Genomic DNA, 16,796 nt, shown 5'->3' on the forward strand with positions numbered 1-16,796 from the left:
GAGGGCGGGTTTCAGTCGGTGTTGGGGGCGGTGATAGCGGCGTCCCTGATCGGGTTGCTGATAACCCCGGTGTTCTCGCGTATCACCAGGTTCTTCCCGCCGCTGGTGACCGGCATCGTGATTACCACCATCGGCCTGACGCTGATGCCGGTGGCCGCGCGCTGGGCCATGGGCGGCAACAGCCACGCACCGGAATTCGGCAGCATGGCGAACATCGGCCTGGCGGCGGTAACGCTGGTGCTGGTGCTGCTGCTGAGCAAAATCGGCAGTGCGACCATTTCCCGCCTGTCGATTCTGCTGGCCATGGTGATCGGCACGATCATCGCGGTGTTCCTCGGCATGGCGGATTTCTCGTCCGTGACCCAGGGCCCGATGTTCGGCTTCCCGACGCCGTTCCACTTCGGCATGCCGACCTTCCACTTCGCTGCGATCCTGTCGATGTGCATCGTGGTGATGGTGACGCTGGTGGAGACTTCGGCGGACATTCTGGCCGTCGGTGAGATCATCGGCACCAAGGTCGATTCCAAGCGCCTGGGCAACGGTCTGCGCGCCGACATGCTGTCGAGCATGTTCGCGCCGATTTTCGGTTCCTTCACCCAGAGCGCTTTTGCCCAGAACGTCGGCCTGGTGGCGGTCACCGGCATCAAGAGTCGTTACGTGGTGGCCACTGGCGGTCTGTTCCTGGTGATCCTCGGCCTGCTGCCCTTCATGGGCCGGGTTATCGCCGCCGTGCCGACCTCTGTACTCGGTGGCGCCGGCATCGTGCTGTTCGGTACCGTCGCAGCCAGCGGCATTCGGACGCTGTCCAAGGTCGACTATCGCAACAACGTGAACCTGATCATCGTCGCGACCTCCATTGGCTTCGGCATGATCCCGATCGCGGCGCCGAACTTCTACGATCACTTCCCGAGCTGGTTCGCGACCATTTTCCATTCGGGCATCAGTTCTTCGGCGATCATGGCTATCGTGCTGAACCTGACCTTCAACCATCTCACCGCCGGTAACTCTGACCAGCAATCGGTATTTGCGGCCGGCACCGAGCGGGTGCTGCATTATCAGGATCTGGCGGCGTTGCGCGAAGGGGATTACTTCAGCGACGGTAAGCTGCACGATTGCGACGGCAAGGAGATTCCGGTGCTGGAATCGGAACACGGCGTGGCAGAGCCGCGGGCGGTGCATTCGAAAAGCAGTGAGCATGTCTAAAGGCTGGTAGATCAAAAGATCGCAGCCTGCGGCAGCTCCTACCATGGAGCTTTCGCAGGCTGCGATATGGTCGATTTGTGACTATAAAACTAATCGGTCACAAGTTGTCAGTCTTCGATAGGGTGAGTAAGCTGTACTCATGAATCAGCCATCGATATCTCCATCTTCGCCCAGCCCCCGTGGCCCTGCCGATCACGACATTCGAGACCAGATTGTCGCGGCGGCCAATGAACATTTCAGTCAGTACGGCTACGGCAAAACCACGGTTTCCGACCTGGCCAAGGCCATCGGGTTTTCAAAGGCCTACATCTACAAATTTTTTGATTCCAAGCAGGCGATCGGTGAAGCCATCTGCGCAAATTGTCTGGCAGAAATCGTCGCGACTGTGGAGCAGGCTATCAATGTGGAAGGCCTGTCGCCGACGGAGCGCTTTCGACGCTTGGTCAAGACGGTGATCGCCACAGGTGTGAATCTGTTCTTCAACGATCGAAAACTCTATGACATTGCAGCGTTCGCGGCGTCGGAAAGCTGGCCCAGTACGCAGGCTTATGACGCACAGATCAAACGCTTCGTGTCGCAAATAGTGCGAGAAGGGCGAGAGATTGGTGAATTTGAACGCAAGACTCCGCTGGACGAGACAGTAGAAGCGATACATCTCGCGCTGCGACCATTCGTCAACCCTTTGCTGCTGCAGTACAACCTCGATTTCGTCGAGCAAGCGCCCACGCTCACCTCCAGCCTCATCTTGCGTAGCCTCATGCCTTGACCTTCGGCTAAACGGTCACGGCATACCCGCGTCAGCACCAGATTATCAAAACGGCTTCTCACTTTGCCCTTCTTCCCATCCGTCGAAGGGCATTTTATTTATCTGCTTTGTGACTATTGACTGAATTGGTCACATGAATAAATATGGGGATCCGTCGCTTCTACTGCTTCATCTCAGTGATACCCATAGAGTTCAAACAATGAAAACAATATTGCTCAAGAGCCCATTGGGCCTTGCTGTCGTGCTCGCTTCCTCAAACGTTTTTGCCAGCGGCTTCGCTCTCAATGAACAAAGCATCAGCGGGATGGGATCCGGGTTTGCCGGTCGCTCCTCCTCCGCTGAAGATGCGAGCACGGTCTTCGGTAATCCCGCGGGAATGTCTCGCTTGAAAAGAGAGCAGATCAGCGTGGGGGCGGCGACGCTTTTCGCCAAGTCCGACATAAGCCAGACCCGCAGTACCTTCGGCGGCCAGGAAGACGGCGACATGGTGCCAACCACCACGGTACCTATGGGTTACTACGTCAAACCTGTCGATGAGCATTGGGCGTTTGGTGTGGGTTTTTATGTACCTTTCGGTCTGATGACTGACTATGGCAGCGGTTATGCCGGGCGTTACTACGCCAACAAAAGCGAGGTAACGACTTTTACGTTCCAGCCCACCATCAGCTATGCCTTTAACGACAAGGTTTCGATCGGGTTCGGTCCGACCATCAACCGTATCAGCGGTGAGATTTCCGGGATGGTGCCCAACCCACTCAGTCCTGGTCGCAACGACGGAAAACTCAAAAGCACTGGCGACGACACGGCCCTCGGTTTCAACGCCGGTATCCTGGTGCAGGCTACAGACCGAACCCGTTTGGGCATGACCTACCATTCCAAAGTCAGTTATCAACTGGATGCCAAGACCAAGGTCACTGACGGCATCTTTAGCGTGTTGGGGGTCAGCGGCCGGAGTTATGACGCTTCGCTGGATGTGAATACACCAGAGTCAGTGGATTTCTCGGTGACTCATCAGCTTGATAACGACTGGACCCTCTACTTGGGGAGCACCTGGACTCGCTGGAGTCGCTTCAAGGAGCTGACCATCGAGAACACAGGTTTACCCCCTGCGTTGAGCGGCGCGCTGGGCACCATTACCGAAGAACAGAATTGGCACGATACCTGGGCACACGCTATCGGTACGGCGTATCAACTGAACAACCAATGGGTACTTCGCGCAGGTTTTTCGGTTGATCAGTCGCCCACCAACAACACCAACCGGGGACCACGCATTCCTACAGGCGACCGGAAGGTTGTCAGCTTCGGTGCTGGCTGGACTCCGGCGGACAACGTCACGATCGATGTTGCTTATTCCTACCTGTGGGAGGAGAGCGTGCAGGTCAACGAAACCTCGCCGACCAGAGGTGCATACAGTGCCAAATACAAGAACAGTGCGAGCGGGCTCGGTACTTCTGTCAGTTACCGTTTCTAGTTGAGTGCTGTTACACGATGACTGTCCGGTCGGGAGCACGCGTTGCCTTCTGACCTTTAGGAGCACATCTGCTACGTCACCTGATCAGCTCATCGTGTCGCAACAGGCTGGGCTTCAGGCGGTTGCCAGCCACCACCCAGTGACTTGAACGCCGCAACCGCTGCTCGTGCCGATTCCGTTCGTGCTTGGGCTCGGGCATCAGAAGCCTGCAGCAGCGTCTCGTCAGCGTGCAGGACATCGATCAGGCTGGCCGTGCCTTGCTCATAGGCAATGAACGACGATTGGCGAGCCTGTGTCAGCGACGCCTCTCCAGCGGTGAGAATGGTTGCTTGAGCTTCCCGATTCACCAGTGAGGACAACGCGTTCTCGACATCCTCGGTGGCACGCAGCACTGACTGACGGTAAGCAGCCAGGGTTTCGGCTTCCTGTCCCTTGGCCTGGTCGATTTGGGCGTTTATGCGACCGAAGTCGAAGAGTCTCCAGCGCAGTCCCAATACGCCCGCCGACTGGCTGGCGCCGCCGGTAAAAAGGTTGCCTGCGGATACGGCCGTGGCACTGCCCAGCAATGCGCTAAGGGAGAATTTCGGGTAGTACTCGGCAATCGCCTCGCCGATGCGTGCGTTTGAGGCTGCAAGACGGCGCTCAGCCACAATGAGATCCGGCCTGCGGCGCAGCAAATCGGCCGGCGTTCCCATCGCCCTTATCTGCGGCGCTACAGGAATGCTCCCCGCACTTGCCAGTTGCGTGCGGTGAGTGCCTGGCGGTGTGCCGAGCATGACATCCAGCGCATTCATGGCAGCATCCAGACCGGTCTGCAGGACCGGCACTGTCGCTTGGACCTGCGATAGCTCCCCCTCGGTCTGGCGAACCTGATAATTGGCGGCGAGCCCCTTGCTGTAGAGCAATTGGACTTTCTCTAACAAATCCTGCTGCGTTTTGACTTGCCGATTCGCAATGTCCAGCCGGGACTGCAGTCCGCGGATAGTGATGTAGATATCAGCGGTCTGCGCGGCGATGGCCAGTCGTGTGGCAGCGACGCCCGCCCGGGAAGCCTGGTACTCGGCCAGAGCAGCCTCGCGTCCACGGCGCAATCCGCCAAAGACATCTGCCTCCCAGCTGGCATCGAGGTTGGCCTCGTAGGAACTTGCGTACCGATCATTGCCTGGCGTTGAGTTCAACACCTGGCCGAGCGGCGTCTCGATTGACTGGTAGGAGCGCGCGGCCTGTGCGCTGATGTTCCCTGAGGGGAGTAAAGCGGCATTTGCAGCACCTAGTCCGGCCCGCGCCTGCGTGACTCGGGCCGAAGCTTGCGCCAGGTCCAGATTCTGCTCGAGCGCCTTGGAGATGAAGTCGGATAGCACTGGATCACCAAAGCCTTCCCACCAGGCGACAAGGCTGGTCGGCGTTGCTCCACGCCGCTGTTCGACAGAAGGCTGACCCAAGTAACGATCCGAAAGCGGAGCGTCTGGACGATGGTAGTCCGGACCGACCGCGCAACCTGCCAATAAGCCGGTGCAGACCAAAAGAGCAATGGGGCGGAGGGGAGGCATTGAGAGTCCTTCAACAGAGGATGTTTGTGACCATATTACGCAATAGTCACACTCTGTCAATTGAAGTGATTTGAGCAAATTCTTGGCTTTGCTCAATGAAAATTGCGATTTCTGTGTTGAGCTTGAGAAGCTGGATGTTTCATGGCTGGTGACTATTGACACTTATGGTCACTCGATTGAGAATATGACGCTCGTCCTATTTTCAAGTGAAGGGAACCTATGCGCCGGCTTCGACCTTTCCCCATTGCCGCTTGCTTGTTGCCTCTCGTCCTGACGGCATGTGGCGACTCATCCACCGTTGAGGATCCACGCACGCATGCCCCATTGGTGAGGTCCGCTGCTGTTCAGGCTTCGTCCGACGTCTCGCGCTCTTTCACGGGTGTTGTGGTGGCCCGCGTCCAGGGCGACCTTGGCTTTCGGGTATCAGGCAAGGTGCTTGAGCGTCTGGTTGACACCGGTCAGACCGTTAAACGTGGTCAGCCACTCATGCGCCTTGACCCAATCGACCTGGGGTTGCAGGCGCGAGCACAGCAAGAGTCAGTCATAGCCGCTCGGGCCCGAGCCAGGCAGACAGCAGATGACGAGGCGCGATACCGCAGTCTGGTCGCCGCAGGCGCTATTTCCGCATCGGCCTATGACCAGATCAAAGCCGCAGCGGATACCGCAAAGGCGCAGCTTGGCGCCGCTGAAGCGCAGGCTGATGTAGCCCGCAATGCTTCTGGTTATGCGGAGCTGTTGGCGGATTCCGACGGCGTGGTGGTGGAGACGCTCGCCGAGCCCGGACAAGTCGTCAGCCCGGGACAGCCCGTGGTTCGGTTGGCGCGGGCAGGGCAGCGCGAAGCGATCGTGCACCTGCCCGAGACGTTGCGCCCCGCAGCAGGATCCACCGCGCAGGCGACGCTTTATGGCAATGCCGCGGATGCTGTTACAGCGAAGCTGAGGCTGCTTTCTGACTCGGCCGACCGAATGACACGTACCTTCGAGGCGCGGTATGTGCTTGAGGGCGCGCTGGCCAATGCACCGATAGGTTCGACCGTCACGCTTCGGATCGCTGAAGGCACCCCGCAAGGGCAGGGGCTGCAAGTACCGATCGCTGCCGTTTATGACCCAGGCCAAGGCGCTGGCGTGTGGGTCATCGCCGGTACGCCGGCGAAGGTGGCCTGGCGACCTGTCCAAGTCCTGGGCTTGAGCGACGACACAGTGCGAGTCGCGGGCGACCTCAAGGTCGGCGAACAGATCGTAGCGTTAGGCGCACATCTGCTGCGCGAAGGTGAAGAGGTGAGATTGTCTCAACAGGATGACGTCAAGTTTGCCGGGGGTCGTCCATGAGCGAGGGGCGCTTCAATCTTTCCGCGATCGCCGTTCGTGAGCGCTCTGTCACGGTGTTTCTGATCTTCCTGATTGCCGTTGCGGGCATCCTGGCGTTCTTTCAGCTGGGGCGTGCGGAAGATCCTCCGTTTACGGTCAAGCAGTTGACGGTCATTACCGCGTGGCCGGGCGCCACGGCGCAGGAGATGCAGGATCAGGTAGCAGAGCCACTTGAAAAACGCCTGCAAGAACTGAAATGGTACGACCGCACGGAAACCTACACCCGTCCTGGCCTTGCTTTCACGATGGTGTCACTGCTCGATAGTACGCCGCCCTCGCAAGTGCAGGAGGAGTTCTATCAGGCGCGTAAAAAACTCGACGACGAGGCCAGGAAGCTGCCGGCGGGTGTCATCGGGCCAATGGTCAACGACGAGTTTTCGGACGTGACATTTGCGCTTTTCGCCCTGAAAGCCAAAGGCGAGCCGCAGCGACTGTTGGTGCGTGATGCGGAGTCGTTGCGCCAACAACTGTTGCATGTGCCGGGCGTGAAGAAGGTCAACATTATTGGGGAGCAGCCCGAACGTATCTTTGTTTCCTTTTCCCATGATCGGTTGGCCACCTTGGGTGTATCTCCCCAGGACATCTTTGCCGCGCTGAATAATCAAAACGTGCTCACGCCCGCAGGTTCGATCGAAACCAATGGGCCACAGGTCTTTCTCCGGCTGGATGGCGCCTTCGATAAGGTGCAGAAGATTCGTGACACGCCCATTGCGGTTCAGGGGCGCACGCTCAAGCTCGCCGACGTGGCGACGATCGAACGTGGGTATGAAGATCCGGCAACCTTTCTCGTGCGCAATAACGGTGAAGAAGCCTTGTTGCTGGGGGTCGTGATGCGTGAGGGCTGGAACGGCCTTGACCTCGGCGAGGCGCTGGACGCGGAGACGGTCAAGATAAATGAAGGCATGCCATTGGGCATGACGCTCTCCAAGGTCACCGATCAATCTGTGAATATCGGTTCGGCCGTCGGCGAGTTCATGGTCAAATTCTTCGTCGCGCTGCTTGTGGTGATGCTTGTCTGCTTTCTCAGCATGGGCTGGCGGGTAGGCGTTGTGGTCGCTGCGGCTGTGCCGTTGACGTTGGCCGTGGTGTTTGTGGTGATGGCGGCCACTGGAAAGAACTTTGACCGTATTACCCTCGGCTCGTTGATTCTGGCGCTCGGACTGCTGGTGGACGACGCCATCATCGCTATCGAAATGATGGTGGTGAAAATGGAGGAGGGCTACGACCGCATCAAAGCCTCCGCGTACGCCTGGAGTCATACGGCCGCGCCGATGCTTTCCGGTACGCTGGTGACGGCTATCGGCTTCATGCCCAACGGCTTCGCGCAATCGACGGCCGGCGAGTACACCAGCAACATGTTCTGGATCGTGGGCATTGCCCTGATTGCCTCCTGGATGGTTGCGGTCGCTTTTACCCCGTACCTGGGGGTGAAGCTGATGCCGGACATCAAGAAAGTCGAGGGTGGTCACGCGGCCATCTACAACACCCCTGGCTACAACCGCTTCCGCCAGGTGTTGACGCGAGTCATCGCTCGCAAATGGCTGGTGGCCGGCACTGTCATCGCTGCGTTTGTCGTGGCGATCCTCGGCATGAGCCTGGTCAAGAAGCAGTTCTTCCCGACCTCTGACCGTCCCGAGGTATTGATTGAAGTGCAAATGCCTTATGGGGCCTCCATTGAGCAGACCAGCGCGACCACCGCCAGGATAGAGGCCTGGCTGCAAAGGCAGGATGAGGCAAAGATCGTCACGGCCTATATCGGGCAAGGCGCACCGCGCTTCTATCTGGCAATGGCGCCGGAACTCCCTGATCCGTCGTTCGCGAAGATTGTGGTGCTGACGGACAGCCAGGAGGCGCGCGAGGCCCTCAAGTTCCGTATCCGCGAAGCGACGGCTGAGGGACTTGCCCCGCAAGCGCGGGTCAGGGTGACCCAGCTTGTGTTTGGTCCGTACTCGCCATTCCCTGTTGCCTACCGGGTGATGGGACCTGATCCGTCAAAGTTGCGCGAGATTGCGGGCCAGGTACAGGACGTGTTGCAGTCGAGCCCGATGATGAGAACTGTCAACACCGATTGGGGGCCGCTGACGCCGACGCTGCATTTCGCTCTGGATCAGGATCGCCTGGAGGCGGTGGGGTTGACGTCGAATTCAGTCGCGCAGCAACTGCAGTTCCTGCTGGCCGGAGTACCGATCACCGCGGTTCGTGAGGACATTCGTTCGGTGCAGGTGGTGGGTCGCGCAGCGGGTGATATCCGGCTCGATCCCGCCAGGATAGAAGGCTTTACGCTGGTAGGTGCGGCGGGTCAGCGGATTCCGTTGTCTCAGGTGGGAGCGGTCGATGTGCGTATGGAGGATCCGGTCCTGCGGCGTCGTGACCGCACGCCGACCATCACCGTGCGTGGCGACATTGCCGAAGGCTTGCAGCCGCCAGATGTATCGAGCGTGATCATGAAGGAGCTACAGCCGGTCATCGACAAGCTGCCTGGCGGATACCGGATCGAGCAGGCGGGTGCAATCGAGGAGTCGGGCAAGGCCGGTAAAGCGATGTTGCCATTATTCCCGATCATGATTGCCATGACGCTGCTGGTCATCATTGTGCAGGTCCGTTCGATCTCGGCGATGATCATGGTGTTCCTCACCTCGCCACTGGGATTGATTGGCGTGGTGCCTACACTGCTCATCTTCCAGCAGCCGTTTGGTATCAACGCTCTGGTCGGTCTGATCGCGCTGTCGGGCATTTTGATGCGCAATACGCTGATTCTGATTGGGCAAATCCATCACAACGCGCAAGAAGGGCTGGACCCGTTTCACGCAGTGGTCGAAGCCACGGTACAACGTGCCCGCCCGGTACTGCTGACAGCGCTGGCGGCAATCCTGGCATTCATTCCGCTGACACACTCCGTCTTCTGGGGGACGCTGGCCTACACGCTGATCGGAGGCACCTTCGTCGGAACCATCATGACGCTGGTGTTCCTGCCAGCGATGTACGCCATCTGGTTCAAGATCCGTCCTGACCATACGGGTCAAACTGAAGCAGCGAATAAGCAGGCAAGCCTGGTGGACAGGGCGCCACCCCGTCCTCTCGCCGCTCACCAGACTCTGTAGGAGCAGCCGGTCGACGCTCGATTGCTCGCGATGGACTCAAGAGCGCCGCGTTTAGCCAGTAAATTCGCGCTATCGTTAACGACCATCGCGAGCAGGCTCGCTCCTACACGGAACAGCATTGCGCCAGAAGGCGGGTTTTTCGGGGGGGGGGCATAGGTGCGCAACCTGAGCGCTGTCTTATGAATAAGTACTAATTTATGATGCCGCATTGATAAATCTGGAAACGGCATCATGAGTACACGTTCCGACCTCCTGACCAGCGCTGAGATTCTGTTGCGTACCAAGGGCTACGCAGCCTTCAGTTATGCCGATCTGGCGGAAGACATCGGTATCAAGAAGGCGAGTATTCACCACCACTTTCCCACCAAGGAAAGTCTGGCGATTGCCATCGTTGAGAGTTATCTGTTCCGGTTCAAGATTCAGCTGGAATGCATCAATGATGAAAATACCGGCATTATCGATCGGCTCAATGCCTTCGCCTTGATGTTCGCACAAAGCAGTAAAAACGCGATGCTTCCACTCTGCGGCGCTCTGGCGGCGGAATTGCTGGCTTTGCCTGAAAGCCTGAAGGAATTGACGCGGGACTTTTTCGAAATCCATCTCAATTGGCTTCAGGCCAATATCGCACTGGGCCAAGCGGCAGGGGAACTCAAAGCCGAGCTGGACGGCGTGAAGGTTGCCAGGTTCATCTTGAATACGTTGGAAGGCGGCAGCTTTGTATCCTGGGCGCTGAACGACAATTACGAACAGTCTTCCGGATTTGATTTCATTTTAGATGGACTTCGGGTTACCGAAACGCATCACTGAGGTTCGACCGGCCTTTTTCTGCGTCATGAAACGACCGATTCTGCCCCTGCTGGCTCGGTCCGCTTTCCCGCCCCGTAAGTGGTTTCAACCACTTGGCTCACACTCTCTGAATTCTTTTTGCGCGCACTCAATCTGACGAGCGGACGCCTGGTCTCGCATTTGGGTTGCGGATACCTGCCCATGTCTAAACTTGCGGTGTGTGACCCGCAGATATCCCTGTTCAGAAAACGCTGTCGAAGCTGTTTTTTGGACGATGGGTTATAAGAAGAATAATCTGTTGATAGACAACCTACTAGTTGGTAGGCTTGTTTCTCTTTCGGGCCGAACGCCCGGTCCATCCGAAGAGGAACGAACACATGAGCAACAACCTGAATGGTATCGATGTCGCCGCACTCCAGCAGTTTGCCCAAGGCGTTGCTGAGGATGCGACCAAGCGCCACGCGAGCTTCAACGTCAAGACTCAGTGGCAAGGCCAGACTCGCTCTGTGGCCAAAGTCAATCGCTACAGTCTGGCCGGTGAAACCTATTCGCGGGATTTCGAAATCGTCGCCGATGAGCCTGATGAATTGCTGGGCCAAAACACTGCGCCTAACCCTCAAGAGCTGCTGATGGCCGCTCTCAACGCCTGCATGTCGGTCGGTTATGCCGCCAACGCCGCGATGATGAATATCAAGATTCACAGCCTGGAAATCGAAACGGACGGCACCCTCGACCTGCGAGGCTTTCTGGGCCTCGACGAGAGCGTCAACCCAGGTTACGACGAAGTGAATGTGGTGATTCGACTGCACACCGACGCCTCCCGTGAGCGCGTGGAAGAGCTGCACAACGTGGTGCTCAAAACCTCGGTCAACTACGCCAACTTCTCGAAAGCCATCCGCATGGTGCCAACCCTGGAAGTGCGTGAGGGCTGATTCGCTCGTTTCAAAGAGATTCAAATCTTGCGTGCACCAGCAGGCAGGCAACCGCCTTGGTGCCGACCCTGATCAGTTCTGGATAACCGGAGTCTGCAATGAACGATTTTTTCAAAGGTAAAAAACTGCTGGTTGTCGGTGGCACCAGTGGCATGGGCCTGGAAACGGCCCGCATGGTGCTCAAGGCAGGCGGCAGCGTGGTGCTCACCGGCAGCAAACAAGACAAGGCCGATGCGGTGCGTAACGAGCTGAGCCCGCTGGGCCCTGTGTCGGTGATTGTCGCCAACCTGATGACTGAAGAGGGCATGAATTTCGTTCGCAAGGAAATCAATGCCAACCATCGCGATATCAGCCTGATGGTGAACTCCGCCGGGATCTTTATTCCCAAGCCGTTCACCGAGCACGATGAGGCCGAGTACGACATGTACCTGTCTCTCAATCGTGCGACCTTCTTCATCACTCAGGCCGTGGTCAAGAACATGCTGGCCGCCAAGCTTGAAGGGGCAATTGTCAACGTCGGCTCCATCGGCGCACAGGCCGCATTGGCAGGTTCGCCGGCCTCTGCCTACTCCATGGCAAAGGCAGGTTTGCATGCGCTGACACGCAACCTGGCAATTGAGTTGGCTCACTCGGGAATTCGGGTCAACGCTGTCTCGCCAGGGATCGTTCACACCTCGATCTATGAGGGGTTCATGGACAAAGAGGCGATCCCGGAAGCGATGAAGTCGCTGAACGATTTCCACCCGTTGGGACGAGTCGGCGTTCCCGAAGATGTCGCCAACACCATCCTGTTCCTGCTGTCGGACAAGACGTCCTGGGTGACCGGCGCAATCTGGGACGTGGATGCTGGAATTATGGCTGTCCGGGCCTGATGGTAGGAGCGAGCTTGCTCGCGATGGTCGTTAACGATAACGCGTATTGACTGGCTAAACGCGGCGCTCTTGAGTCCATCGCGAGCAAGCTCGCTCCTACAACGTCCTTAACTGAACAACATTACCCATCGCGGGAGCCTTCACACCTTCACTCAGTACAGGTGAAAGCAGGCTGAACGCTGGTAACGCAATCTTGATTTCTTTGGGTACAGGACGAGTCATGCAAACTTCTTCGAAAAAATATGCAGTGGATATCTGGTCTGATTTTGTTTGCCCTTGGTGCTGGATAGCCAAGCGTCGATTCGAGCGGGCGCTCGATAAATTTGCTGAAAAAGACAATGTACAAATCAACGTCAGGGCCTATCGTCTGGCGGCGAATCACGCGCCAGAGCCTATGATCGCTGCCCTTGAACGCAAGCTCGGCAATCCGGATTCCGCTGTCGCGATGATGAACACCGTCAGTAAATATGGCCGGGTCGATGGGCTTGATTATCGCTTTGACAGCATGCTGTTTGGCGATACCGCAGACGCCCATGTACTGGTCAAGGCAGTTGCGGACGACGCCGTTAAAAAACGCTTGGTCGAGGCGCTGTATGAGCAAAGCACCTCCCATGGTCAGTCGCTGTTTGATCGTGGCAGCCTGGAGGCCATAGCCAGGGCTGTAGGTGTTTCGGACGCGTCAATCCAACGGGCGTGGTCATCCGCTGAATTGCACGTAGAGATGGAGGAGGACGAACATATCGCCGCGCAACTGGGTTCGGGCGTGCCTTTGTTTGTATTCGACAATGCCTTCTCATTGTCCGGTGCTCAGCCTGAGGCTGCTTTTCTTGAAGCGCTGAACAAGATGCAGGAGAAGTCGAAAGTCGAAGATGACGCATTCAGCAGTCAAGTCTGCGGTATGGATGGCTGCAAAATTTGATCGACAGAAGCGGTGCGGCACCGGGTTGTGCCGCCCTTCATCCATATTGAGAGCGAGATCCAGGTGAGCCGTATCGTTGAGTTGAGTGCTCGGCAGTTCGCCCGCTTTGTGGCCAAAGGCAGCAGCGTCGTGCTGTTTTCAGCGTCCTGGTGCAAGCCTTGTCAGGAGATGAAGCCGGTCTTTCATGCTTTGGAAGAAAAGCTTCACTCCCTGGCGGCTTTTGCAAAGATTGATGTGGCGGTGTCGCCGACGATCGCGCAAATGTACGGTATCCGGGCGGTGCCATCCCTGGCGGTGTTCCATGAGGGGCGGTTGCTGCGGGTCATGCCCGGATCCCGTTCAGTTGGAGCCATGAAAAAAGCCATTCTTGCGGAGTTGGAAGAGGCGATTTAACCGAACCTCTTATCTGCGCTGCTGGCAGATCAGGACGCTCTACGATGAAACCACTTATTTGAATGCCTTGAGGACGCGTGGCACCCGGATCTGATCGAACCCTGGCGCCTAATCCGAGCTATGTACGACTACGAGCAACTCTGCTTGCTCGTCAGAAACCGTGCGCAAACGGTGAGATTTCTGCGCATTGAAATGCAGGGCGTCACCTTCATCCAGGGTCTGCCGTTCGTTACCGAAATCGACCTCGACACGGCCACGAACCACGTAGATGAACTCCTCTCCCAAGTGTTCCTTGAAGGCGGACTGGCCAAACGAGCGTGGCGGATAGACCAGAAATGGTAACAACGCCCGATGACCAATATGGCGCGCCAGCGGTACGTGAGCCGCTGGTACACCACCTTCATTGGCCTCGCGCTGCTGGCGTCGCACCAGGCTGTAGCCTTCGGCGGGCACCGCTTCGGTGCTGAACAACTCTTCAGCCTGGGCATTCAATGCCTTGGCCAGCTTGAGCGCCACCGCAATGGAGGGCGAACTCACACCTCGCTCCACCTTCGACAGGTAGCTCTTGGTCAATCCGGTTTGCCCGGCCAGCTGCTCCAGGGTTATCCCCATCTTCTTACGCAAAATTCTCAGCTGTACCGCCATCCAACGCTGTTCCTTGAAAATAATGACACTTGGCTTGATTATGACACAAGGTGTCATTAGGATCACTCTGTGTCCTTGAGGGTCGTTGCAGCGACTCCTTGGCAACTTGAACTGTTTTCGACCAGGTGCTGACCGTGACCACGACCATGCAGACCCCGAAGGATCAACTCGTCACCCTCGCTGAGAAGCAAATGGTGACTGCGCTGATCGATAACGAATATACCCCGAGACAGAAGCTTGCACTCACCTGCCGAATTCTTTTTGACGGCGGCCATGATTCAGGGCTGGCCGGGCAGATCACCGCCCGTGCCGAAACGCCGGGCACCTATTATACCCAGCGCCTGGGCCTGGGCTTTGACGAGATTTGCGGGTCGAACCTGCTGGTGGTCGATGAAGACCTCAAAGTGCTTAAGGGTCAAGGCATGGCGAACCCTGCCAATCGCTTTCACAGCTGGCTCTACCGGGCCCGCCCGGACGTGAATTGCGTCATCCATACGCACCCACTGCACAGCGCCACGCTGTCGATGCTGGAAGTTCCGCTCGCGGTTTCCCATATGGACATCTGCCCGCTTTTCGACGACTGCGCCTTTCTCAAGGATTGGCCAGGTGTCCCGGTGGGCAATGAAGAAGGCGAGCTTATTTCCAAGGCTATCGGTGACAAGCGCGCCATCTTGCTCTCCCACCATGGCTTGCTGATTGCGGGTGGTTCGATTGAAGAGGCCTGCGTGCTGGCGCTGTTGTTCGAACGTGCGGCCAGGATGCAATTGTTGGCCATGAGCGCAGGGGAGATTCGCCCCATTCCTGAAGCGTTAGGCAAAGAAGCTCACGACTGGATCTCCACCCCGAAACGTCACGGTGCTGCATTCAACTACTACGCACGGCGCGCACTGCGTGCCCATGGCGACTGCCTGGCCTGACCATGCATCCACTCATTCATAGAAACGGCAAAGGTGCCTGTATGTCTACTTCTGTAATTCGCGGCGTTATCGGCTACACCATCACTCCATTCGCAGTCGACGGCTCACTGGATCTGGTCGCCTTGGGGCAATCCATCGATAGGCTGATCGCTTCCGGCGTGCATGCCATCGCCCCTCTGGGGAGTACCGGAGAGGGCGCTTATCTTTCCGATAGCGAATGGGAGTCGGTTGTCCGCTTCAGCCAGGAACAGATTGCTGGTCGAGTTGCGACTGTAGTCAGCGTTTCAGACCTGACCACTGCCCGTACCGTACAGCGTGCCCAACTGGCTGAATCTTGTGGTGCCACGGCTGTGATGGTGCTTCCGGTCTCTTACTGGAAGCTGACTGATACGGAAATCGTCGATCATTTCAAGGCTGTAGGTGCAGCCATCAACATCCCGATCATGCTCTACAACAACCCAGGCACCAGCGGCACTGACCTGTCGGTCGATCTGATCCTGCGCATTCTGAGCGAAGTGAAGAATGTCACCATGGTCAAGGAAAGCACTGGCGACATTCAACGCATGCACCGCCTGTTCAAGGCAACAGATGGCAAGGTGGCCTTCTACAACGGCTGCAACCCGTTGGCCCTGGAGGCCTTGGTTGCCGGTGCCACGGGTTGGTGTACCGCCGCCCCCAACCTCATTCCCGAGCTGAACCTGGCGCTCTGGGATGCCGTGCAGTGTGGAAAGCTGGAAGAAGCCCGTACGCTGTTTTATCGACAGTACGAAATGCTGGAATACATCACTCGTCGTGGCCTGCCGACCACTATCAAGGCAGGTTTGAAGATGCAGGGGCTTGACGTCGGCGGCCCCCGCCTTCCACTTCAGCCGCTCGATACTCAAGGTTGCATCTTCCTGAAAGGGCTGCTGGACGAGTTGGCATCGTAGTCGCTGGTCGACGCAGCGTATGAGGTGCTCGCTGCCTACAGGGCAGCGAGCGTTGTTATTTTGGTGATTGCGCAAGCGCGATCACCATAGACCTGAATATCTGGAAGCCGAGGGTAAAACGTTGAAAGTCCATTTCGTGATGCACGAGTCCTTCGAAGCACCCGGTGCATTTGAGGACTGGGTAAACGCTCGCGGTTATCAAGCCACCTATTCCCGCGTCTACCAACATGATGTCCTGCCAGATACCGCAGAATCGTTCGACCTTCTGGTGGTGTTGGGTGGCCCGCAAGATCCGGCGACTACGCTGGAGCAATGCCCGCATTTCAATGCCTTGGCCGAGCGGGAACTCATTGGCAAAGCCATCTCGGCCCGACGGGCTGTGGTTGGAGTTTGTCTGGGGTCGCAATTGATCGGGGAAGCACTGGGTGCCACGTTCAACCACAGCCCCGAAAAGGAAATTGGCAAATTCCCGATTTATTTAACCCAAGAGGGTTTGGCTAATCCGAAGTTTTCGCACTTCGGGGAAACCCTGGAAGTCGGCCATTGGCACAACGACATGCCGGGGCTCACCCTGGACGCCAGGGTGATTGCGTACAGCCAGGGCTGCCCGCGTCAAATCGTTGAATACACCCCACTGGTGTACGGCTTTCAATGCCATATGGAACTCACCAAAGACGTCGTGGAACTGCTGATCCAGGCATCGGAGGCGGAACTGATAACGCTCACTGACCGGCGTTTTGTTCAGCAACCCGCCGCGTTGCGGGCTAACGATTACGATGAGATGAACCAGCAGCTATTCGTATTTCTGGACAAGCTCGTTGCCGATTACCAGGCCGAGTAACGACTCAAGACAACGTCGCTGTTTGGGAGGCAGTGGCGTTTGTGTGCCAGCTACGACAGGCCGCTATATTGGGTCGTTCTCAGCCGGTCATGGCCGTGCAAAT

15 protein-coding genes are annotated in these 16,796 nt (G+C 57.4%); 13 read left to right on the top strand and 2 right to left on the bottom strand.

From position 1 onward, the window contains the following. The 3 genes from KGA83_RS11295 to KGA83_RS11305 form a co-directional block, all read left to right on the top strand. Positions 1-1,203 (top strand): nucleobase:cation symporter-2 family protein (locus KGA83_RS11295; protein ID WP_223529744.1); only part of this gene is annotated, 1,203 nt, incomplete at its 5' end. 139 nt (positions 1,204-1,342) lie between these two features. Beyond that, positions 1,343-1,969: a TetR/AcrR family transcriptional regulator gene (locus KGA83_RS11300; protein WP_115947690.1), complete on the top strand. Its 627-nt coding sequence runs from the start codon at positions 1,343-1,345 to the stop codon at positions 1,967-1,969. A gap of 199 nt (positions 1,970-2,168) precedes the next feature. Beyond that, the gene (locus KGA83_RS11305) at positions 2,169-3,440 is read left to right on the top strand and encodes an OmpP1/FadL family transporter (RefSeq protein WP_223529747.1); all 1,272 of its coding nucleotides are present in this window, start codon (positions 2,169-2,171) and stop codon (positions 3,438-3,440) included. Positions 3,441-3,529: 89 nt separating this feature from the next. Here the strand turns inward: KGA83_RS11305 and KGA83_RS11310 are convergent, their stop codons facing one another. Further along, entirely contained in the window at positions 3,530-4,990 is a 1,461-nt protein-coding gene (locus tag KGA83_RS11310) for an efflux transporter outer membrane subunit (protein ID WP_223529769.1), read from the bottom strand. A gap of 219 nt (positions 4,991-5,209) precedes the next feature. Here KGA83_RS11310 and KGA83_RS11315 point away from each other — a divergent pair, with 219 nt between their 5' ends. The 7 genes from KGA83_RS11315 to KGA83_RS11345 all read left to right on the top strand — a co-directional run bounded on the left by KGA83_RS11315 (position 5,210) and on the right by KGA83_RS11345 (position 13,361). After that, on the top strand, positions 5,210-6,319 hold the full coding sequence (locus KGA83_RS11315) for an efflux RND transporter periplasmic adaptor subunit (RefSeq protein ID WP_223529749.1): 1,110 nt from the start codon (positions 5,210-5,212) through the stop codon (positions 6,317-6,319). Next, entirely contained in the window at positions 6,316-9,459 is a 3,144-nt protein-coding gene (locus tag KGA83_RS11320) for an efflux RND transporter permease subunit (RefSeq protein ID WP_223529750.1), read from the top strand. Before KGA83_RS11315 ends, KGA83_RS11320 begins: the two co-directional genes overlap by 4 nt. Before the next feature lie 231 nt (positions 9,460-9,690). Further along, positions 9,691-10,266, top strand: a complete 576-nt coding sequence (locus KGA83_RS11325; RefSeq protein WP_108217815.1) for a TetR/AcrR family transcriptional regulator — start codon at positions 9,691-9,693, stop codon at positions 10,264-10,266. Positions 10,267-10,622: 356 nt separating this feature from the next. After that, complete coding sequence (locus KGA83_RS11330) at positions 10,623-11,177, top strand: OsmC family protein (RefSeq protein WP_223529751.1); 555 nt, start codon at positions 10,623-10,625, stop codon at positions 11,175-11,177. Between the two features lie 98 nt (positions 11,178-11,275). After that, complete coding sequence (locus KGA83_RS11335) at positions 11,276-12,049, top strand: SDR family NAD(P)-dependent oxidoreductase (RefSeq protein WP_115947695.1); 774 nt, start codon at positions 11,276-11,278, stop codon at positions 12,047-12,049. A gap of 220 nt (positions 12,050-12,269) precedes the next feature. Then, positions 12,270-12,968, top strand: a complete 699-nt coding sequence (locus tag KGA83_RS11340; RefSeq protein WP_115947696.1) for a DsbA family oxidoreductase — start codon at positions 12,270-12,272, stop codon at positions 12,966-12,968. A 63-nt stretch (positions 12,969-13,031) separates the two neighbouring features. Continuing rightward, positions 13,032-13,361 carry a thioredoxin family protein gene (locus KGA83_RS11345; protein WP_108217811.1) on the top strand — a complete coding sequence of 110 codons (330 nt, stop codon included), beginning with the start codon at positions 13,032-13,034 and terminating at the stop codon, positions 13,359-13,361. Positions 13,362-13,469: 108 nt separating this feature from the next. Here KGA83_RS11345 and KGA83_RS11350 read toward each other — a convergent pair whose 3' ends face one another. Continuing rightward, complete coding sequence (locus KGA83_RS11350; protein ID WP_108217810.1) at positions 13,470-14,006, bottom strand: helix-turn-helix domain-containing protein; 537 nt, start codon at positions 14,004-14,006, stop codon at positions 13,470-13,472. Between the two features lie 134 nt (positions 14,007-14,140). Here KGA83_RS11350 and KGA83_RS11355 point away from each other — a divergent pair, with 134 nt between their 5' ends. The 3 genes from KGA83_RS11355 (at position 14,141) to KGA83_RS11365 (ending at position 16,693) form a co-directional block, all read left to right on the top strand. Continuing rightward, a complete protein-coding gene (locus KGA83_RS11355) occupies positions 14,141-14,923 on the top strand; it encodes an aldolase (RefSeq protein ID WP_223529753.1) in 783 nt (260 codons plus the stop codon). Between the two features lie 41 nt (positions 14,924-14,964). Continuing rightward, positions 14,965-15,852, top strand: coding sequence for a dihydrodipicolinate synthase family protein (locus KGA83_RS11360; RefSeq protein ID WP_223529754.1), 888 nt, complete (start codon positions 14,965-14,967; stop codon positions 15,850-15,852). Positions 15,853-15,919: 67 nt separating this feature from the next. After that, entirely contained in the window at positions 15,920-16,693 is a 774-nt protein-coding gene (locus tag KGA83_RS11365; RefSeq protein ID WP_263292587.1) for a type 1 glutamine amidotransferase, read from the top strand. Positions 16,694-16,796: the final 103 nt, after the last annotated feature.

It is taken from the genome of Pseudomonas sp. GL-R-19 (assembly GCF_019956375.1).
Lineage (GTDB): Bacteria > Pseudomonadota > Gammaproteobacteria > Pseudomonadales > Pseudomonadaceae > Aquipseudomonas.